General features: G+C 64.7%; 19 protein-coding genes and 1 pseudogene. 10 read left to right on the top strand and 10 right to left on the bottom strand.

What is annotated here, in order from left to right:
* The first annotated feature begins 5 nt into the window (after positions 1–5).
* The 3 genes from K2O51_RS12105 (at position 6) to K2O51_RS12095 (ending at position 2397) form a co-directional block, all read left to right on the top strand.
* Positions 6–1058: an aromatic ring-hydroxylating dioxygenase subunit alpha gene (locus K2O51_RS12105; RefSeq protein WP_220630292.1), complete on the top strand. Its 1053-nt coding sequence runs from the start codon at positions 6–8 to the stop codon at positions 1056–1058.
* Positions 1058–1999, top strand: a complete 942-nt coding sequence (locus K2O51_RS12100) for a PDR/VanB family oxidoreductase (RefSeq protein WP_220630291.1) — start codon at positions 1058–1060, stop codon at positions 1997–1999. The genes K2O51_RS12105 and K2O51_RS12100 overlap by 1 nt, the downstream gene beginning before the upstream one ends.
* A 62-nt stretch (positions 2000–2061) precedes the next feature.
* On the top strand, positions 2062–2397 hold the full coding sequence (locus K2O51_RS12095) for a hypothetical protein (protein WP_041680207.1): 336 nt from the start codon (positions 2062–2064) through the stop codon (positions 2395–2397).
* A 29-nt stretch (positions 2398–2426) separates the two neighbouring features.
* On the opposite strand, the gene K2O51_RS12090 is transcribed toward K2O51_RS12095, so the two are convergent.
* From K2O51_RS12090 to K2O51_RS12080, 3 genes are all read right to left on the bottom strand, one after another.
* Positions 2427–4892: a putative bifunctional diguanylate cyclase/phosphodiesterase gene (locus tag K2O51_RS12090; RefSeq protein WP_220630290.1), complete on the bottom strand. Its 2466-nt coding sequence runs from the start codon at positions 4890–4892 to the stop codon at positions 2427–2429.
* 322 nt (positions 4893–5214) lie between these two features.
* Complete coding sequence (locus K2O51_RS12085; protein WP_140953272.1) at positions 5215–6300, bottom strand: mechanosensitive ion channel family protein; 1086 nt, start codon at positions 6298–6300, stop codon at positions 5215–5217.
* A 137-nt stretch (positions 6301–6437) separates the two neighbouring features.
* A complete protein-coding gene (locus tag K2O51_RS12080) occupies positions 6438–7016 on the bottom strand; it encodes a J domain-containing protein (RefSeq protein WP_140953273.1) in 579 nt (192 codons plus the stop codon).
* A 145-nt stretch (positions 7017–7161) separates the two neighbouring features.
* On the opposite strand from K2O51_RS12080, the gene K2O51_RS12075 reads away from it, so the two are divergent.
* Positions 7162–8130, top strand: a complete 969-nt coding sequence (locus tag K2O51_RS12075) for a threo-3-hydroxy-L-aspartate ammonia-lyase (protein WP_140953274.1) — start codon at positions 7162–7164, stop codon at positions 8128–8130.
* 41 nt (positions 8131–8171) lie between these two features.
* Here K2O51_RS12075 and K2O51_RS12070 read toward each other — a convergent pair.
* From K2O51_RS12070 to K2O51_RS12060, 3 genes and pseudogenes are all read right to left on the bottom strand, one after another.
* A pseudogene (locus K2O51_RS12070) lies at positions 8172–8339 on the bottom strand (AMP-binding protein); the annotation flags it as partial.
* Between the two features lie 117 nt (positions 8340–8456).
* Complete coding sequence (locus K2O51_RS12065; RefSeq protein WP_011300467.1) at positions 8457–8978, bottom strand: phasin family protein; 522 nt, start codon at positions 8976–8978, stop codon at positions 8457–8459.
* Positions 8979–9392: 414 nt separating this feature from the next.
* Positions 9393–9656 (bottom strand): hypothetical protein, encoded by a 264-nt coding sequence (locus tag K2O51_RS12060; protein ID WP_011300468.1) that lies wholly within the window; start codon positions 9654–9656, stop codon positions 9393–9395.
* 184 nt (positions 9657–9840) lie between these two features.
* Between K2O51_RS12060 and K2O51_RS12055 the strand changes: the two genes are divergently transcribed.
* Genes K2O51_RS12055 through K2O51_RS12040 form a run of 4 tightly spaced genes read left to right on the top strand, consistent with a single transcriptional unit; the run spans position 9841 to position 14668 of the window.
* The gene (locus K2O51_RS12055; protein WP_140953275.1) at positions 9841–10104 is read left to right on the top strand and encodes a hypothetical protein; all 264 of its coding nucleotides are present in this window, start codon (positions 9841–9843) and stop codon (positions 10102–10104) included.
* On the top strand, positions 10101–11150 hold the full coding sequence (gene mdtN, locus K2O51_RS12050; RefSeq protein WP_220630289.1) for a multidrug transporter subunit MdtN: 1050 nt from the start codon (positions 10101–10103) through the stop codon (positions 11148–11150). The genes K2O51_RS12055 and mdtN overlap by 4 nt, the downstream gene beginning before the upstream one ends.
* Positions 11131–13128 carry an FUSC family protein gene (locus K2O51_RS12045; RefSeq protein WP_220630288.1) on the top strand — a complete coding sequence of 666 codons (1998 nt, stop codon included), beginning with the start codon at positions 11131–11133 and terminating at the stop codon, positions 13126–13128. Before mdtN ends, K2O51_RS12045 begins: the two co-directional genes overlap by 20 nt.
* The gene (locus K2O51_RS12040; protein ID WP_140953278.1) at positions 13115–14668 is read left to right on the top strand and encodes a TolC family protein; all 1554 of its coding nucleotides are present in this window, start codon (positions 13115–13117) and stop codon (positions 14666–14668) included. Before K2O51_RS12045 ends, K2O51_RS12040 begins: the two co-directional genes overlap by 14 nt.
* 31 nt (positions 14669–14699) lie before the next feature.
* Here K2O51_RS12040 and K2O51_RS12035 read toward each other — a convergent pair whose 3' ends face one another.
* The 3 genes from K2O51_RS12035 to K2O51_RS12025 all read right to left on the bottom strand — a co-directional run bounded on the left by K2O51_RS12035 (position 14700) and on the right by K2O51_RS12025 (position 16822).
* Positions 14700–15587: a GntR family transcriptional regulator gene (locus tag K2O51_RS12035; RefSeq protein ID WP_220630287.1), complete on the bottom strand. Its 888-nt coding sequence runs from the start codon at positions 15585–15587 to the stop codon at positions 14700–14702.
* A 92-nt stretch (positions 15588–15679) separates the two neighbouring features.
* Entirely contained in the window at positions 15680–15820 is a 141-nt protein-coding gene (locus K2O51_RS12030; RefSeq protein WP_220630286.1) for a hypothetical protein, read from the bottom strand.
* 30 nt (positions 15821–15850) lie between these two features.
* Entirely contained in the window at positions 15851–16822 is a 972-nt protein-coding gene (locus K2O51_RS12025) for a Bug family tripartite tricarboxylate transporter substrate binding protein (protein WP_140953090.1), read from the bottom strand.
* Between the two features lie 376 nt (positions 16823–17198).
* On the opposite strand from K2O51_RS12025, the gene K2O51_RS12020 reads away from it, so the two are divergent.
* Entirely contained in the window at positions 17199–17459 is a 261-nt protein-coding gene (locus K2O51_RS12020; RefSeq protein ID WP_011300475.1) for a hypothetical protein, read from the top strand.
* Between the two features lie 48 nt (positions 17460–17507).
* Positions 17508–17768, top strand: a complete 261-nt coding sequence (locus K2O51_RS12015) for a hypothetical protein (RefSeq protein ID WP_011300476.1) — start codon at positions 17508–17510, stop codon at positions 17766–17768.
* 147 nt (positions 17769–17915) lie between these two features.
* Here the strand turns inward: K2O51_RS12015 and K2O51_RS12010 are convergent, their stop codons facing one another.
* On the bottom strand, positions 17916–18614 hold the full coding sequence (locus tag K2O51_RS12010) for a DUF899 family protein (protein WP_011300477.1): 699 nt from the start codon (positions 18612–18614) through the stop codon (positions 17916–17918).
* Positions 18615–18853 lie beyond the last annotated feature (239 nt).

The following is an 18853-nucleotide window of genomic DNA, read 5'->3' as shown; positions in this document are numbered from 1 at the left end:
CAGCAATGTTCGTCAGGAATACCTGGTATGTCGCCGGCTGGGACAACGAAGTCGGCGCCAGCAATCTCTTCAGCCGCACGATCATCGGCATCCCGGTGCTCATGTACCGCGCAGAGGACGGCGCCCTCCATGCGCTGGAAGACCGCTGCTGCCATCGCGGCGCGCCGCTGTCGATCGGCCGGCGCGAAGGCGACTGCGTACGCTGCATGTATCACGGGCTGAAATTCGACACGTCGGGCCGTTGTATCGAGGCGCCGGCGCAGCAACGCATCCCGCCCCAGGCCCGCGTGCGCGTCTTTCCGGTGGTCGAACGCAACCGCTGGATCTGGATCTGGATGGGCGATCCCGAAGCGGCCGATCCCGCACTGATCCCCGATACGCACTGGCTAGCCGACCCGGCGTGGCGCAGCCTCGACGGATACATCCACTATGACGTCAACTACCTGCTCATTGCCGACAACCTGCTCGACTTCTCGCACCTGCCGTTCGTACACCCGACCACGCTGGGCGGTAGCCAGGCCTACGCAGCGGCCCAACCCAAGGTCGAGCGTCTGGATGACGGCGTGCGCATTACGCGCTGGACGCTCAACACCGAAGCTCCGCCTTTTGCGAAGCAGGTCAAGAACTGGCCGGGCAAGGTAGACCGCTGGAACATCTACAACTTCACGATTCCGGCGATCCTGCTGATGGATTCCGGCATGGCACCCACGGGCACCGGTGCGCCCGAAGGGCAGCGTATCGATGCGGCCGAATTCCGTGGGTGCCAGGCTCTGACGCCGGAGACGGAGAACTCGACGCACTACTTCTTCGCCCATCCGCATAACTTCGCGATCGACAACCCCGAGGTCACGCGGTCCATCCACCAAAGCGTCGTGACAGCGTTCGACGAGGACCGGGACATCATCACCGCGCAACAACGGTCCCTGGCGTTGGCGCCGGACTTCAAGATGGTCCCGTTCTCGATCGATGCCGCGCTGTCGCAGTTCCGCTGGGTTGTCGAGCGCCGTGTCGCAGACGAAGCCGCACAGGCGCAGCAGCGTCAGGCGAAGGAGGCGTGATGGATCTCGTCGTGACAAGCCTGCGCCTGGAGGCGGAAGGCGTGCTTGGCGTGGAACTCAGGCATCGTTCAGGCGATGCCCTGCCGCCATTCGAACCGGGCGCGCATGTGGATGTCAGCTTTCCCAACGGTTTGACGCGGCAATACTCGATCGCCAGCACGGCCTCAGACACCACAAGCTACTGGCTTGGCATCGGGCTCGCACCGGCCTCACGGGGCGGCTCGCGCTTTGCGCACCACGAACTGCGCCTGGGCGACACCCTGCCGGTCGGCACGCCGCGGTCGCTGTTCGGGCTGCACGAGCCAGCCGCCGGCCATCTGTTCGTCGCCGGAGGCATCGGGATCACGCCGATCCTGAGCATGATCCGGCGCTGCGTCGAACGCGATCTTCCGTGGCGGCTGCTGTACTGCGTTCGCTCGCGCCGCCATGCCGCCTATCTGGAGCAGCTCGCACCGTTCGCGAACCGCGTCACGCTGCATGCCGACGACGAGCATGGCGGCCATCCCGACCTCCATACGGCATTGCGGCAAATGCCCGCAGGCTGGCACGTCTACACCTGCGGACCGGGAGTCATGATGGATGCGGTATGCGATCACGCCAGCGCATCGCGAATCGGTACCCATGCGGTGCATCTCGAACGCTTCAGTGCCGGCACACAGGCACCTGCGGAAAGCGGTGCGTTCCAAGTACGCCTGCTCAGGCACGGCGGACAATTCCCGGTGCCGGCAGGGACCAGCATCCTCGAAGTGCTGGAAGATAACGGTGTCTGCCTGCCATCGTCATGCCGGAAAGGCCTGTGCCGCAGTTGCGAAGTCCCGCTGGTTGCCGGCACGGCGGATCACCACGACTATGTGCTCAGCGATGAAGAACGCGCGGCCAACAAGTCCATCCTGATCTGCGTTTCGCGCGCGAAATGTGCGGAGCTGGTGCTGGACGTGTAGTTCACTGCGAGAGCAGGCCACCATCTTGCCTTACCATGGCGGCCTGCTTCCGAGACTCCGCCATGTCCCGTTTTCCGCACCGCGCCCTGCTCTGCCTGTCCACCGCAACGTTCGCACTTTCCGGCGGTGCACACGCCACTGACATCGACTGCGATCCTGCGGCGGCACCGGCAAGGCAGACCACGGCACACCGCCTGATCTGCGAATCCGCGCTGTTTTCAATGGGCTACCAGCGTATCTATGCCGAGCAGCAGCGCATGCTCAAGGCAGGATCCGTGACCGAGGCTGACATCGCGGCGTTCCGCGCCAAGCGGGACCGCTGCGATTCGGCGGCCTGCCTCGACACCACGTTCCGTGAATGGAAGTCGTTCGCCGGGCGCGTCAACCACAAGCCATAGACCGCATTGGTGCCACAGCCGTCGCGAGCCTATGCGTCAAGTCGATCCGGACATGACTCCCGTGTCCTGGCAAATTGCTCGAATTGCACCGCTGACAAAGGCTTGCTGAAGTAGTAGCCCTGCATCTCATTGCAGCCCTCGGCGCGCAGGATCGATATCTGCTCGGCAGTTTCCACGCCTTCCGCGATGGTCAGGAGCCCGAGATTGCGTGCCATCTGCACGATGGCACCGACGATCGCTCGGTCTTCGGCGTTGGTGGCAATGTCCCGCACAAACGACTGATCGATCTTGAGCTTGCGAACCTGGAACTTCTTCAGCTGCGCGAGCGAGGAATATCCCGTTCCGAAATCGTCGATAGACATGCATACGCCGCGCTCATGAAGCTCCTGGATCATGGCGATCGCACGCTGCGGATCGCGCATGGCGACGCCTTCCGTCAGTTCGAGCTCCAGGTGCTGCGCCGGCAGGTCTTCCTCTTCCAGAATGCGTGAAACCAGGTTGGGAAGGTCGGCATGGTGGAACTGAACCGTGGACAGATTCACAGCGATCACGGGCGTATAGCCTGCCTGCACCCAAATGCGCGCCTGTCGTGCCGCGTGCCGCAAGACCCATTCGCCGATAGGCAGAATTGCACCGCTCTCCTCGGCCACCGGAATGAATTCCGCCGGTGACACGGCGCCGAGCTCGGGATGATTCCAGCGCAGCAACGCCTCCACGCCGATCAGCTTGCCGTCGTCCATGGACATCTGGGGCTGATAGTGCAGGTGAAACTGATTGCGAGGCAGCGCCTGGCGCAAGGCGCCTACCACCTTGAGATAGCGGACCATGCCCGCCTGCATCTGCGGGGTGAAGAAGCAGTATCCGCGCCGGCCTTGTTTCTTCACGTGGTACATGGCAGTGTCCGCGTTCTTCGAAAGGCTTTCGAAGTCGGTGCCGTCGCGCGGGTAGAGGGCAATGCCGATGGAGCCGCTGACCGTCAAGTCGTAAGGGCCGAGGTGATAAGGCTCCGCGATGGTGTCGAGCACCTTCTGCGCGGTCTGCGCAGCGGTACGTTCGCAGGCATCGGGCAGCAGGATCAGGAACTCGTCGCCGCCGAATCTCGCCAACACATCGCCCTCGCTCAACAAGGGACGCAGCCTTCGGGCCAGCTCAATCAGCAAGGCATCACCAGCGCTGTGCCCCAGCGTGTCGTTGATGTCCTTGAACAGGTCGAGATCCAGGAACATTATGGCAAGCGTGTGCCCGTCCGAGGCTTGACTGAAGGCCTGCCGGGCCCGATTCTCCACAAGGCGGCGGTTGGGCAGCCCCGTCAATGCGTCGTAATGGGCGAGATGCTGGATGCGATCCGATGCCTGCTTGCGGTCGGTGGTATCGCGCGTGACCGCAAGCAGCCGCGTGACGCAGCCATCGGCGCCTCGCATCGGCGTGGCATGCGTTTCCAGCCAGCGGCGCTGGCCGCGCAAGCCGACAATCTCGAATTCAAGCAGCCCGCTTTCGCCGGACATGACGCGCGCATGCAAGGCGGCAAACGCGTCGCGATACTCGGGAAGGATGACTTCCGTGTAATGACGCTGCGCCTGCGCCAGCGAGTCCGCGCCGATCATCGCGAGACCCGCGGCATTCATTTCCAGCAGATTGCCGCTGCGATCGATGGTCTTGACACACTCCGGCTGCGTCTCGATCACGGTGCGCAAGCGCTGCTCGCTTTCACGCAGTGCTTCGTTGGCGCGCTGCCGCTCCGTTTCCCGGTCGAGATTGGCCAGCGCATAGTCGATGTTCCTGACCATGTCCATCTGCAGGTCGCGCACGACTGCATCGAAGACATAGGCAAGGGAACCGTAGAGCGACAAGGCGCCGATCACGCGATCGCCACGGTGCAAAGGCAGCACGGCGAATGACTTCCAGCCAAATCTCTGGCTCTGCGTTCGCCAGAGAACCGTGGCGGAGTCTGCGTGCACGTCTTGGCACCAGTACGGCGAATCGCTGCGCAATGCAAGGCCGGTGGGTCCGCGTCCATGCGGATCCGCTTCGTCGGCGGAAACCTTCAGATCCCGCAGGTACTCCATGCCCTGTCCATGGACAGCCAATGGCATCAGCCTCTTGCTGTCATCGAGCAGGCCGATCCAAGTCATCTGCATGCCGCCGATCGTCACGGCGGCCCGGCAGATGTCCTCGAACAATTCCGATTCACTGCGGCAACGTGCGATGGCCTGATTGCATTGACTCAGTGCGCTGTATAGGTGGCTGAGCCGAACGCTCCTGAACTCGGTCTGCCTGTGCCGTGCGCGCAACACGGCGAGCCGCGTCAGCGTCGCGGACAGCCCGAGCATTGCCGCGGTCAGCGTGATGCTGGTTGCTGATGGCACGGCGAGCGACAGATACGCGGTGGCGCAAGCCACGCCGACCGCGCCAATGACGGCAGCCTCCCTGGAAGCCCGACCCGGCGCGGCACCTTGCGTACCGTTCGCTCCGTCGGCAGCGCGATGCCGACGCACCAGGCTCATCCGGCCGGACACGCGAGTCCCAACGGCGAAAATGCGGATTGCGGCGTGCGCGAGCCGTGCGGACGGCGCTCGGAATGGGTCATGGAGGTCGGCGGGATTTCCAGGTTTTCGCAAGACTCCGCACTGAACGTCGTGCCGAACAGGCCTGCGTTTGCTGCCCGTGTATCGGCATCCTTGTGCGCCCCTAACCCCCTACTTTAGGGGTAAGTCGACGACTATCTTCCGGGGCGCGCAAAACAAGTGGCGCAGGCGTCATAAGGCGACCCGCACAAGTGAACTATCCGTCATGCACAGAGTGTGGCAGGCGCGTGCCTTATCCCGCATTCGGCGCAGTTGCCACCGCAGCGTGCTGGGCCTTGGCATCGCGTTCGATACGCAGCCGCGGCAAATGCTGCGGGAATTCGCGCTGCATGAAATCGATCAGCGCTTCGCGGATCCGGCAACGCAGATCCCACGCGAGCCCCGATGACGCCGCCGTACACAGCACGCGCAGCTGCATGGTCTGCTCGGTCGCCTCGGTGACGACGAGATTGAAGAAGCGCTGGTCCCATTCGGGCGCGGCGTGCACGACGCGCTCGAGCTCCGCGCGCAGCGGCGCGAGCGGCATGCCGTAGTCGACGTGAAAGAACACCGAGCCCATGATCTGCGCACTGCTGCGCGTCCAGTTCTGGAACGGCTTCTCAATGAAGTACTGCAGCGGCACAATGAGCCGCCGCTCGTCCCACAACCGCATGACGACATACGTGCCCGTGATTTCCTCGACGCGCCCCCATTCGCCTTCAACGATCAGGACATCGTCGAGCCGGATCGGCTGCGTCAGCGCGAGCTGCAGTCCGGCGATCATGTTGCTGAACACGGGCTTCGCAGCGAAGCCCGCAATCAGGCCCACCACGCCGGCCGAGGCGAGCAAGCTCGCGCCGACCTGTCGCGCCCCCGGAAAGGTCATCAGCAGCATGGCTGCGCCCATCACCGTGGCCAGCGTCATCGCGATGCGCGACAGCACGCGCGTCTGCGTGTGAATGCGGCGCGCGCCCATGTTGTCGGCCACGTCGACGGGGTGCCGGTCCATGACGCCCTGTGCAAAACCGGCGATGATCCGCACCACGAGCCAGGTGGTCGCGGCAATCATCAGCAAGCCGTTGAGATGGCGCACGGTGTCGATCCAGCGCAGTTCGTCTGGTGCGGCCTGCCATACGGTTTGCAGCGCCAGAAGCGGAAGCACGACGCTGGATGGAGCGCGCGCCTTCCTGACCATCGCATGCAGTACCGGCGCTGGCCGCGTCAGGCGCATCAGCACCAGTCCGCCGAGCCGATGCGCGATCAGCGCAATCACCACAGCGGCCAAGGCCGCCGCCCAAGTACCAAACCACGGGTGTGCGAGGAGAATTCCAATATTCATCGGTCATCCCTTGTCATGGCGGGATCCGGGCGTGGCGATTGCAATGCCCTGCCCCGTTGCAGGACCTGGAAAGGGAAATGCGCGGATGGAATGCGAAAGGCGTCGCGGGCCGACGCCCCGCTCAGACAGCGCACGCGCTATGTACGGATTCCGAACAGGCCCTGCCAGAACGACTCGAAAGCCCCGGGGTGACGGCTGGTGGGCTTCGCCGCATCCTCCTCAGGCCCGATCTCCGGTGCAGCCTCTTCTTCAGCCTCCTGTTGTGCCTTGCGCGACTCCTGCAAGGCCCACACGCTGTCGGCGATTCGCCCCGCCAGTTCTGCCTCGCAATCGTGGCCAAGCAGCACGCCGAAGAGGACGTCACGGTTGTGGCCGTCGTCGGCGAAACGCATCGCGATGACGACCATCTTTTCGTAGTGTTCCTGCGCAAGGCGTTGCGCTTCGCGCTGCGCCGCTTGCTCCTGTTCTTCCTGCGCGGCGTGTTCCGCTTGCCAGCGGCGCATTTCCTGCGCGAATACGTCGTCGTACACGCGGCGTTGCGTCTCATCGGAGAGGATGGCGTATGCGTCGCGGATTTCCTGGAAGGCCAGGTGTGCCTCGGCCTCGCGGCCGGGGTTGCGGTCGGGGTGCCACTTCATCGCGGCACGGCGGTAGGCGCGCTTGATCTCGTCCAGGGTGGCGTCCGATTCGACGCCAAGGGTCGCATAGAGTGTCATGGTGCGGGGGAGACTGCTGCGTTGGCGTTCATCCTAGCATGGCAGTGCCTCGCAAACGCCGCTTGCGCGCCCATGGCGCTGCAATTCAGCGCATCTCCGACAGGCCTGTAGGATATCGGTCTCATCCCACGCAACAGGACAGCCGATGACCGAACTGAAGCTACCAACGTACGCAGACGTCCAGGAAGCCGCGAAGCGCCTTGATGGCGTTGCCAACCGCACGCCGGTCAATACGTCGCGCACGCTCAATGACATGCTCGGCGCCGAAGTCTTCTTCAAATGCGAGAATTTCCAGCGCATGGGAGCGTTCAAGTTCCGCGGCGCGTACAACGCGCTGGCGAAGTTCAGCCCCGCGCAACGCCGAGCGGGTGTGGTGGCGTTCTCGTCGGGCAACCATGCGCAGGGCATCGCGCTGTCGGCAAAGCTGCTTGGCATTCCCGCCACCATCGTGATGCCGCACGACGCACCGGCGGCCAAGGTCGCGGCAACCAAAGGCTACGGCGCCAATGTCGTGATCTACGACCGCTACACCGAGGACCGCGAAGCCATCGGGCGCCGCCTGGCCGACGAACACGGCTTCACGCTGATTCCGCCCTATGACCATCCGGACGTCCTGTCCGGCCAGGGCACGGCAACAAAGGAACTGTTCGAGGCGGTCGGCGCACTGGACGTCGTGCTGACGCCGCTCGGCGGCGGTGGATTGCTATCCGGCACCGCACTGACCACACGCGCGCTGTCGCCTCAATGCAAGCTCTTTGGCGTCGAACCTGAAGCCGGCAACGATGGGCAGCAGTCGTTCCGCAGCGGCGCCATCGTGCACATCGATACCCCGAAGACCATTGCGGACGGCGCCCAGACGCAGCATCTCGGGCAGTACACGTTCAGCATCATCAAGCGGGACGTCGACGATATCCTGACGGCGTCCGATGCCCAACTGGTGGAAGCGATGAAGTTCTACGCCACACGCATGAAGATGATCGTCGAGCCCACGGGCTGCCTAGGCCTGGCCGCCGCCATGCATATGAAGGATGCGCTGAAGGGCAAGCGCATCGGCATCATCATCAGCGGCGGCAATATCGACCTGGAGCGGTTCTGCGAACTGGTGTCGGCGTAAATGCAGGCGGCCTGCCCAAGAGCCGCCTGTGCGCGGATCTGCCAGATGGTCGGAACACCGGCCGCCAGCGTGACGCGCTCATCGCGCAGCAGGTCATAGATGCTCTTGCCGTCAAGATGCGGCCCGGGCAGCACCAGCTTGGCGCCAGTCATCGCGGCCGCATAAGGCAGTCCCCATGCGTTGACGTGGAACAGCGGCACTACCAGCGGGATCGTGGCATCGGCGGACGAACCGAGCGAATCGGACAGGCTGATGACGTGCTTGTGCCAGCGCATGCATACATTGCGCTGGCGTCTTGCTGATGCGGGCGATGCCCGCGCGGGAGATCAGGCTTTGGTCGAAGCCGCTGCGGCAGCCAGGTTGCTGCGCGCGACATCGGACATCTGCTTCGAGATGGCCTGAGCCGAACGGTAGGTGTTGCCAGCAGCGTCGACGGTGGACTGCAGCAGGGCCGACACCGCTTCCGAACCGGCCGGCGCATTCTTCACGAAGGTATCGACGAACGCCTGCAGATTGCGGTGATGCTGCTCGTATTGCTCTTCCACGGCGCGGGCCAGTTCGGCTTGCGCCTGCGCGGCGATCTCGCAAACCTGGCGCGCATAGGAGATGGCCTTCTCGGTCGTGGGCTGGGCCAGGCTGCCTTGCACGGCAAGGACGTCGCGAAGGTCTTTTCCACCGAGCACGGCTTTCAGGTTCTCCTGGCCTTCCGTCAGCGCGGACTTGGCGGTCTTGAGGTTCAGTTCAGTCAGCTTTTGGAAGCCGTCGATCGTGGACTTCGACATCATGGCCAGGTTGGCCAGGTTGGTCTTGTGGAGTGCCGCAAACTGATCGGACGTAAAGGCGGACATGCTTGAGTTCTCCTTGGGATCGCCGGCCAGCATCGCGCCATGTGCCGCCATGGTGCGCTGACCGGAAGTTGGTATTCCTGGTGGGAAACGCGCCGGCCAGAGCCGCGTTCAACCAGGGTGCACAGATTAGAGGAAGACCTCTAAGTTGATCCCTAGGTAGTTACCCAATACATGACCATACAATTGCGCTTAAAGTGCATTATACGTCATGTTTATAACATTTTTTTACGAATCGATGCTGCAGCGCGAGGCGCCCACGTCGCTCCGGCACAACAAGGCTGGGACGCCGGGTATCCTTCCGGCATGCTGCACCCGCGCCAAGGCATGCGTTCGGCCCGCCACCATGGCGAGAGCCCAGCACCGGCACCGCCCGTGAAGTGCGTTCCAAGCCCGCAGCCGTGTGCCGCCGTCGTGTCAGATCTGATCGAGCAGGCTGCGAACGACATCGGCCAACCGGCCGGCACGCTGGCGCCCGTTGGCGTCCAGGTCCATGGCGCAGCCGTCGGCCAGGGCCTTGAGTCCGAACAGCGCGTCGCCGACATCGCGCCAGCCCGGATAATCCGCGTGAATGCGTTCGAGTGCGGCGGCCCCGGCGGCGACCCTGGCCGGCGCCGGTTGCCTGCCGGCTGCGAGTTCGTCGAGGGAATCGGCGGCGTCGAGCAAGCCTTTGCGGTTCATGGATGGTGTCCCCTGGAAATTGTCTGTCGTAGCCGCTGCGGTGCGGCTGCCGCGGTCGTGGCCGCGGGTGTCACTGTAGCAGGACGCGCATCGGCGTGAGCACCGGGTATGTGCCGGCGGTGTGCCTTGGACAACGCGCAAGCCGCGCTGCTATATTACGGCGACCGATTTCGACCCAGATCCCATGGCACGCTCGCTTGCGCTCATCGCGCTAGCTACTTCGCTTTATGGTTGCGCCGGTGCGCCGTCTCTCGGATTGTTCGGCGCCTACTTCCCGCTCTGGCTGCTGAGCGCGCTGGCCGGCATCGCGGGCGCGGTCGTGTCCTACCGGATCTTCTTCGCGACAGGCTGGGCGGAAATCGTCCGCGCGCAACTGCTGGTCAACACCGCGATCGGCCTGATCATTGCGGAAATCGTCTGGTTACTGGGTTCGGGGCACCTCCTATGAAAATGGCCGGCGTACGCAGCAGCCCGAAGCGCGGCAAACTGATCGCGCCGGTGATCGTCCTGCTGGCTGTCCTTCTTTCCGTCTACGCCTACCAGCGCACCAGCCGCTATCCGTCTTCCGACGACGCCTCGCTCGACGCCGATATCGTCCATGTGGCATCGCCCGTCGGCGGACGCATTTCGAAGATCCATGTGGCCGAGAACCAGCTGGTCGCCAAGGGCGACGTGTTGTTCGAGATCGATCCCGTGCCCTACCAGCTGGTTGTTGCGCAGGCGCGCGCCGATCTCGAACTGGCGCGGGCCGCGCTGGGCACCAGGCAGCGCACCATCGCCACCGAGCGCGCCACGGCCTCGATCGCTTCCGAGCAGACCAATCGCGCCGAGCAGAACTACGCGCTGACTGCCCGCACCGTCGAACGCTTGCGCCCGCTCGTCGCGGACGGCTACGTACCCGCGCAGCAGCTGGACCAGGCGCAAGTGGCCCAGCGCGACGCCGGCGTATCGCTCAGGCAGGCCAATACGCAGCGCGCCGCTACGGCAGGCGCTGTTGGCAATGAAGACGATGCCATTGCCACCGTACACGCGCGCGAGGCCGCGCTGGCCATTGCGCAGCGCGCACTTGACGACACCAAGGTCCGCGCGCCCCACGCCGGGCGCGTGAGCGGCCTGACCGTGCTGTCCGGCGAGGTCGTGATCCCGAATCAGTCCCTGTTCCTGCTCGTGCATACCGGCGAGTGGTTCGCGGTCGGCAATTTCCGCGAGACGTCGCTGGCCAACATCCGCATCGGCGACTGCGCCACGGTGTACTCGATGATCGACCGCAGCCAAGCCTTGCGCGGCAAAGTTGACGGCATCGGCATCGGCGTGACCGACACGGACCGCATCAACCTGCCGCGCTCGCTGCCTTATGTGCAGCCGTCGGTGAACTGGGTGCGCGTGGCCAAGCGCTTCCCGGTGCGAATCCGCCTGGAAGACCCGCCCGAGGCACTGGCCCGCGTGGGCGCGAGCGCAACTGTCGAGATCCGGCATGGCGCAGCCTGCCGCTGACAAGCTGCGCCTGCGCCTTGCCGATATCGGTGCACTGCTCGCGCCGTTGCCAGGCCGCTATGCGGGCGCGACGCGTATCACCGTTGGCTGCACGCTGACGGTATTGGTCACAAGTATCTACGGCACGCCAGAGGCGGCCATCTCGGCATACGTCATCTTCTTCATCAACCGCGCCGACCGGACCACCAGCATCATCATGAGCGCGGCAGCACTGGTGCTGGTCAGCCTGATCATTGCGCTGGTGGTGTGGCTCGCCGACTTCAGCGTCGATGACCCCATGCGCCGCGTAACGTGCATGGCGGTGCTGTCTGCTGTCCTGCTCTTCCTGACTTCGGCCAGCAAGCTGCGGCCGGTGGGCGCGATCGTCGCGATGATCATCGGCTTCGCACTCGACGAACTCGGGCTCGTGCCCGGTGGCGAAGTCGCGACGCGCGCACTGCTCTATGCCTGGCTGATGGTGGCGATCCCGATCGGCGTGAACATTGTCGTCAACCTCGCGATGGGTCCGTCGCCGCGCCGGCTGGCAACGGACCGCCTTGCGCATTGCCTGCGTATAGCCGCGCGATGCCTGCGGGACCCGCTGGACAACGGCGGCGGGGACGCATTGCATGAGGCGCTGCATGGCGGCCTTCAACCCGTCGCGGGCTGGCTCAGGCTTGCCAGGGTCGAAGGCGCCCTCAACGTCCAGGATCTGCACGCGCTGCAGCAGGCAACGGCATCGACCCTGGCCATCCTGCTAGCCGCCGACGTGACGCAACGACAATCCAGCGCACAGCTTCCATCGGCCACGGCAGCAAGCCTTGCAGACACGCTCGACGAAATGGCCCGCATGCTCGCTGCTGGCGGCTATCCGCTCGAGATTGCATTGCAGGCAGCGCCCATCGACAACCTCTCGCCGGTTCAACAAGCCGTCTTGCGCGAGCTGGTCGCGGCCATCGATGGCTATGCCGAAGCCGGCACAGATCCCAGCGATGCGCCGGCACGCGCAGCGGCAACGCCGAAAAGCGGTTTTCTGAGCGCCGACGCATTCACCAATCCCGACCACGTCCGCTACGCGCTCAAGACCACCGGCGCGGCGATGTTCTGCTACGTGCTGTACCAGCAGCTCAACTGGCCCGGCATTCATACCTGCTTCATCACCTGCTATCTGGTGTCGCTCGGCACCACGGCCGAGTCCGTGGAAAAGCTCTGGCTGCGTTTGGCCGGCTGCCTGGTCGGCGCGGTGATCGGGACTGCCGCCATCGTCTACGTGGTCCCGTCGCTGTCGTCCATCGGCGGCCTGATGCTGCTGGTGTTTGCCGGCACGTGGATTTCCGCATGGGTGGCACAGGGCTCGCCGCGCATTGCGTATGCGGGCTTCCAGATTGCGTTTGGGTTCTACCTGTGCGTGGTGCAGGGCGCCGCGCCCGGCTTCGACCTGACTATCGCACGTGACCGCGTGATCGGCGTCTTGCTTGGCAACTTGGTCGTCTACCTGGTGTTCACGCGTATCTGGCCAGTCAGCATCGCCGGGCGCATCGAATCCGCGCTGGCGGCACTGGTCACGCAATGGCAGGCGCTGGTCGATACGCCGCAGCCCACCGCGCGGCGCCAGCATGCGGCAGCCGCGCTCGCCCTGCATGGCACGATCACGCAGGACCTGATTCTGGCGCACTACGAACCGGCTTCCGTCGGGCCCGCACAGGAATGGGTGGACATCCACCGCGAGCGGCTGGCCACCCTCGATGCGATCTCCGGTCCCATGTTCCTGCTCGCCGAGCGCTTTCCCGGTGATCCGGCGCTTGCACAGCGCCTGCACCGTCTGCGGACCAACATCCCGCTGCAGACAGCCCCGCGGCACGCTGAAGCGATACCCGACGCTCCCGACGATGTCCGGGCCCGCCAGGCACTGCTCGCCATCGTCGACCAACAACTCGAAACGTCCCATGCCGACGCGTCGGACACGGGCTCCCCTTCATCGATTCATGCGCAAACCTGAGTCCCTGGCCGCGCTGACGCTGTGCGCGCTGACCCTGGCGGGCTGCGCCACGTCGTCGCTCGACCTCGCGCCGGAGCAGCCGGACCGCCCGTGGCATCCCATCACCACGGCATCGGGCGAGATCGTGCCGGGTGCCGCCGACCAACCCGTGCCAGCGCCGTCCGACTACACGCTGCCGGCAAACCCGGCGCTGGCGGCGGTTTCGCCAGCGGCCACGCTCGACCCCGCGCATGCCTACACGCTGCCCGAGCTGATCGACCTGGCCGAATCCACCAACCCGCTCACGCGCATTGCGTGGAACGATGCGCGCAACGCAGCGCTGGCCGCCGGCATTGCCAAGGCGAGCTATTTGCCGTACATCTCGGCCGCCGCCATGGGCGGCTACCAGAACGGCCACAGCTCCACGTCGACGGTGCTGGGCCCGGTCGGCGCGAATTCATCGAACCACGGTGCGATCTCGGTCCTGTCGCTGCAATGGCTGCTGTTTGATTTCGGCGAACGTGCGGGCATTGTCGATGCCACGGAGCAGCTATCGGTCGCGGCCAATATCGCGTTCAATGCCGTCCACCAGAAGATCATCCACGACGTCAGCGTCGCGTTCTATCGCTACCAGGCGGCGCGCTCGCGTGCGCGCACCGCGCAGCAGGCGATGGAGAATGCCGATGCAGTGCAGGCCGCGGCCAAGGCGCGCTTTCAGCGAGGCATCGGCACCGTCGTGGAAGTCGCCCAGGCCACGCAGAACCGCGCGCAGACCAACCTGGCCATGGTCCAGGCGAAGGGTGCGGAGACCGATGCCTATCTGGCACTCGTGACGGCGGTCGGCATTTCGCCATTGTCCCGGCCGCAGGTCGCGGAGATGCCGTTGCGGCCGCTCTCCCCCACGCTGCGCAGCTCGGTCGAACAGATCGTCGAAACCGCGATCGCGCGGCGACCCGATGTACTCGCCGCCTATGCAGTGGAGCGCGCAAGCCAGGCACGCGTGAAATCAGCCGAGGCCGGCTTCATGCCGAAGGTCTTCCTGTCGGCGTTCACATCGTATGCATCGGGCGGATCGGCCATTACCGCAATTCCGCCCATCGGCCAGCAGCCGCCGACTGTCAACCTGAACGGCTACCGCTATGGTTCCAGCGTCTTTCTTGGCGTCACGGTGCCGATCTACGACGGCGGCCTGCGCTCCGCGGTGCTCGCGCAGGCGCGCAACGACGCCGACAGCGCCTCGACGAAACTGAGCCGCGCGAAAGAAGAGTCCGTACGGCAAGTGGTGGTCAGCCAGAGCGCGCTGGAATCGAGCCTCGCCGCCTATGACGCGGCCACGGCGCTGGCTGATGCGGCCCGGATCACGTATGACGCCGCGTTCGCCGCCTACCGCAAGGGCGTTGGGTCGGTGACGGAGGCCAACCTCGCGCAGAATCAGCTGCTGCTTGCGCAGAATGCCTCGGCCGATGCCTACAGCGGCGCGCTGGCCGCCACGGCGGCGCTGGCGTTGGCCACCGGGTCGATCGGTTCGATTCGCGACGGTACGACGTGGCCTGCGCGATAGGCGACATGGGCAGCGCTACGGCCAACGCGCGTTACCGCAGGCCCAGCGTGAACGGCAGCAGAAGCGCATTCAGAAGCAGCAAGCCATACGCGACCATCATCATGGCCGGGATTCTTCCAGGCTGGATCGCTTTCTCTCCCTCCTGCGGCACGGAGCGCCGGCGATTCCAAACAAAGCCCGCTCCCGCGCCCAGCACGGCGAGCCCGGACGCCAGGCTTTCCAGGATCAGCGGACCGCCCCCCCGCTTCTCGCGTGGCTGGATCTTTGCCGCCGGGACCGGCGCGGCATGACGGGGCCGCTCGGGTATTGCTTCCAACGCTGACGGATCGATCGGCGCGCCAGCCGCGGGCCTCGGAGCAACGATGGACGCGGGTGCAACGATGGACGCGGGTGCAACAGCGGCGGCGGGTGCATCATGCCCGGCGAACTTCGGCACCGGCACCGCCGGCCGCGACGCTGCTTCGCGCGTCGTGGCGGCCGCGTTGTCCGAGGCACCCGACCGGGCAAACATCTGCTTGACCGGCGCCTTCAGCATGGCATCGCGCTGCCGCCAGAACATATGGAAGACGCTGTCCAAGCACCGCACGGAATCACAAGCGTCCCGCTTCGCGCGCCATGCGGCAAGGTCGGCGTTCTGCATGGCGCCCTTGCGCAGCATCCGCTGCTGTTCAGCATAGATCTGCTCGTAACGCTCCGACAGCATGGTGTATTCGCAGATCAGGTGTTCCTTGCGGGCGCCCGCTGCCCCAGCACGCGGCTCGCACCCAACGCCGCTGCCGTAAGGCTCTGCGCAACGCGCCAATGCACCGCCCAAAGGGGCCGTACAGGCGATATCCGACGCGTACGCGCCTCTTGCGGCAAAAACGGCCAGCAGCCCTGCCGGGATCAGCAGGGCCGTGCGCCCGTTCAGTCTTTCCATCGTCAGCCCTTGAAGCCGATGCCGGACTTTCAACGTAGTCGATGGCGTGCCCGCGCCCAAGCGGGGATTGCGAGATGCGTGTGGTGCCGCACTCACCCGGTGCGACTGAGAACGCCGACGACGGACGTACGCTCCAGATCGGTGAACTGGGGGCGGCGCAAGGTGCCTTCCATCGAGATGGAAGGCAAGGCCGGCGGCTCGGCAATGCCAGCGGACTGACCCAACGTTGTCACGATGCCGCTGCCAAGCGCACGGTCACATCATCACGAACCGGCCTTGTAGTTCGTCTCCTTCACGATCTTCTTCCACCGTGCCGTGTCCTGGGCAATGACGGTCGCGAACTGTTCGGGTGTGCTGCCCACGGCGTCATAGTCGATCGCGGCCAGCTTCTCCCGGATCTCGGGCAGTGCGACGATGCGGGTCACCTCCTTGTTCAGGCGCGTGATGATTTCCTTGGGCGTGCCCGTCGGGGCCAGCAGGCCTGCCCACGAACCGAAGGCCATGCCGCTATATCCGGCTTCCTGCATGGTCGGCACATCGGGCAGCGCCGGCGAGCGCTTGTCCGACAGCACCGCCAGCGGGCGCAGCTTGCCGGCCTTGATCATCGCCATCGAGTTGAACGGGTCGATCGTCATGTCGACCTCGCCCGCCACCACGGCCTGCATCTGCGGGCCGGTGCCTTTGTAGGACACGCTGACGACGTCAGGCGTGCCCGCGGTCGCTTTAAAGCTGGCGCCGATCAGCTCGATCATGCTGCTGCCCGCCGACAGGCTCAGCGGCCGGGTCTTGGACTTGGCCAGCGCTACGAATTCCTGCACGGTCTTGGCCGGCACTGACGGGTGCACCACCATTACGAAGCCAATATTGCTGATCAGCGAGATCGGCTCGAAGCTCTTGAGCGGGTCGTAGCTGGCCTTGTAGATCAGCGGGCTCAGTGTCTGCGCCCCTGCCGTGTTGAGCAGCAAGGTGTAGCCGTCGGGCGCGGCGCGCGCCACGGCGTCGGTACCGATGATGCCGTTGGCGCCGGGCCGGTTTTCCACTACCACCGATTGCTTCAGCGCCTCGCCAAGCTTCTGCGAGATCAGGCGCGCCACAACGTCGGTGGCGCCGCCCGGGGAGAACGGCACGACCATGCGGATCGGCTTGCTGGGATAGGTGTCGCTCCAGGCCAGCGCGGGCATGGCGCCCAGCACGGCCGCACAGAGCATCAGGCGGCGACGGAAATTCGGCTTCATAGGTGTGTCTCCACTACTGCGTTGATCGGATGCGCTCGGTCGGGCCGCACCGCTTTTTATTCATATTTATGAATTCGATTTTACGCATATGAAGTTCCGCGTCAATGTGGGTATCCACGGACGCGTAGGGCCACTGGTGTCGTTATTCCGCAAACAGGTCGCAGCGGATGTGTCTGGCCACCACCGACATTCAGCCAGCCCGCATTGGCCAAGACTGGCCTCTCCTCACCGTAATTTTCTTTTTATTTTCAAATACTTGGTCGACAAATGAGGCGGTGAACGCGAGGCTGGCACACCCCATGCATATATGACTGCGAGCGCAACACCCGATGCCCTCTAAACCCAAGCCAGACCAGCACCCTCAAGGAGTTTCATCATGTCCCTCACCATCCAGAATCTGCCCGTCGAACAAGACCTCGACCACGCCAAGATGAGCGCCGTGCGCGGCGGCAGCCTGTTCCTGAACAGCGGCATCAACGCGATCATGGGCGGCTCCGGTGTGTCCTTCGCCAGTCCCAACATCATCGTCGCCCCGGTCACCCAGGTCGATGCCTCGACCCGCACTAACGTCGACCTCACGAGCATCAACAACCTGCTCAACAACGTCGGCGGCATCGTGCAGGCCGCGCAGCACTAATTCCCCAGCCAGTCCATCTCGTTCATCCAGCCTACCCAGGAGACCATCATGTCCTTGACCATCCAGAACCTCGCCCTCGAACAAGACCTCGACCACGCCAAGATGGGCGCCGTGCGCGGCGGCAGCATCTTCGTGAACTCCGGCACCAACGCCATCGTCGGCGGCAGCGGCGTGTCGTTCGCCAGCCCCAACACGATCTTCGCCCCGGTCACGCAGGTCGATGCGTCGACGCGCACCAACGTCGACCTCAAGACCACGACGAACACCATCAACAACATTGGTGGCATCGTCGCGGCGCTGCAGCACTGAGCGGTGCAAGGCAGTATCCGGCGGGCGGTGTACCACCGCTCTGCCCGCCCTCTGCCTGACGCAACAAAGACCGCCCGTCAACGGGCGGTCTTTGCATTTGCCGTGATGGATCTTGATTGCCGCGCAGCAGGCTCGCTCACTAGCGCACTAGTATTCCAGCTTGGGATACCAATCCTTGCCCCGCCCCTCCGGCGTGGTGTCCAGCAAGCTCCACAGCGGATCCAGGTCCGGTGCACCGCGAGGGTCCTGTCCAGGGTCGGGCGGAATGCCGAACAACTCGCCGCTCCAGAAATGCCGGATCTGGCCGTCCCGGCGTGTGAAGACCGTATAGGCCGGCATGTCGGCATCTTCAGGATTCACGTAGTCGCGCGTGAAATCGCCATCAACGTCCGCATAGACCTTCAGCTTCGTCCAGCCACGGGCACGCCTGGCGGCCACAAGCCGGTCGATGGGCGAGCGGGCCACCATCGCCAGCGCCACGCGCTGCTCGATATCCGGCACCTTGTGGTCCCACGATGCCATGATCGATGTGCACATCGGGCAAGGCTTTTCCCGCTGTGGCCCGAACATGTAGCTGTAGATGACCAGCGTGTCCTTGTCGCCGAACAGGTCGGCAAGCGTGACCGGGCCGCTTTCACTCTGGAACGTATAGCGCTTTGTCACCTCTCCGCCTGGTGGCAGCCTGCGCCGCTGCTGCGCCACGCGCTCGATATGGCGGCGTAACTCGATCTCCTCCGCCAGCAGCGCATTGCGTGCCTGACGGTATTCCGCGCTTTCATTGGGGAAGCGGATGGGGTTGCGCTGCGCCAGTTCAGTCGCGGGAACCAGCTCTTCCTTTGCATTCATGTCGACCCTCCTTCATCTCGGTCGCACCATGGCCTGTGCGGGACTCCCCCCTTGGGGCAGATGTCCACACACTGGTTGGCCCTGTCCTGGTTCGTTGCGAACGGCGCCCAATTGTTCCGCTCAATATGCGCGCGCCGAGCGGCGCACCACCCACGGGGCTGGCGAGTGTCTGCCCACGGCAAACATGCCACCAAATCCCTGTCGGTCCTACGCAGACAGCGCGCGGGTGGCCAAGGATC

Origin of the sequence: Cupriavidus pinatubonensis (assembly GCF_019602855.1) — a bacterium.
Taxonomy (GTDB): Bacteria; Pseudomonadota; Gammaproteobacteria; order Burkholderiales; family Burkholderiaceae; genus Cupriavidus; species Cupriavidus pinatubonensis.
This window is presented reverse-complemented; position numbering and strand designations above follow the sequence as displayed.

Coding starts and splice junctions, on each gene's coding strand:
- K2O51_RS12020 (WP_011300475.1), top strand. CDS start 17,199: ATGTCCCTCACCATCCAGAATCTGCCCGTCGAACAAGACCTCGACCAC.
- K2O51_RS12105 (WP_220630292.1), top strand. CDS start 6: ATGTTCGTCAGGAATACCTGGTATGTCGCCGGCTGGGACAACGAAGTC.
- K2O51_RS12075 (WP_140953274.1), top strand. CDS start 7,162: ATGACCGAACTGAAGCTACCAACGTACGCAGACGTCCAGGAAGCCGCG.
- K2O51_RS12055 (WP_140953275.1), top strand. CDS start 9,841: ATGGCACGCTCGCTTGCGCTCATCGCGCTAGCTACTTCGCTTTATGGT.
- K2O51_RS12045 (WP_220630288.1), top strand. CDS start 11,131: ATGGCGCAGCCTGCCGCTGACAAGCTGCGCCTGCGCCTTGCCGATATC.
- mdtN (WP_220630289.1), top strand. CDS start 10,101: ATGAAAATGGCCGGCGTACGCAGCAGCCCGAAGCGCGGCAAACTGATC.
- K2O51_RS12065 (WP_011300467.1), bottom strand. CDS start 8,978: ATGTCCGCCTTTACGTCCGATCAGTTTGCGGCACTCCACAAGACCAAC.
- K2O51_RS12040 (WP_140953278.1), top strand. CDS start 13,115: ATGCGCAAACCTGAGTCCCTGGCCGCGCTGACGCTGTGCGCGCTGACC.
- K2O51_RS12015 (WP_011300476.1), top strand. CDS start 17,508: ATGTCCTTGACCATCCAGAACCTCGCCCTCGAACAAGACCTCGACCAC.
- K2O51_RS12100 (WP_220630291.1), top strand. CDS start 1,058: ATGGATCTCGTCGTGACAAGCCTGCGCCTGGAGGCGGAAGGCGTGCTT.
- K2O51_RS12060 (WP_011300468.1), bottom strand. CDS start 9,656: ATGAACCGCAAAGGCTTGCTCGACGCCGCCGATTCCCTCGACGAACTC.
- K2O51_RS12010 (WP_011300477.1), bottom strand. CDS start 18,614: ATGAATGCAAAGGAAGAGCTGGTTCCCGCGACTGAACTGGCGCAGCGC.
- K2O51_RS12025 (WP_140953090.1), bottom strand. CDS start 16,822: ATGAAGCCGAATTTCCGTCGCCGCCTGATGCTCTGTGCGGCCGTGCTG.
- K2O51_RS12085 (WP_140953272.1), bottom strand. CDS start 6,300: ATGAATATTGGAATTCTCCTCGCACACCCGTGGTTTGGTACTTGGGCG.
- K2O51_RS12080 (WP_140953273.1), bottom strand. CDS start 7,016: ATGACACTCTATGCGACCCTTGGCGTCGAATCGGACGCCACCCTGGAC.
- K2O51_RS12035 (WP_220630287.1), bottom strand. CDS start 15,587: ATGGAAAGACTGAACGGGCGCACGGCCCTGCTGATCCCGGCAGGGCTG.
- K2O51_RS12095 (WP_041680207.1), top strand. CDS start 2,062: ATGTCCCGTTTTCCGCACCGCGCCCTGCTCTGCCTGTCCACCGCAACG.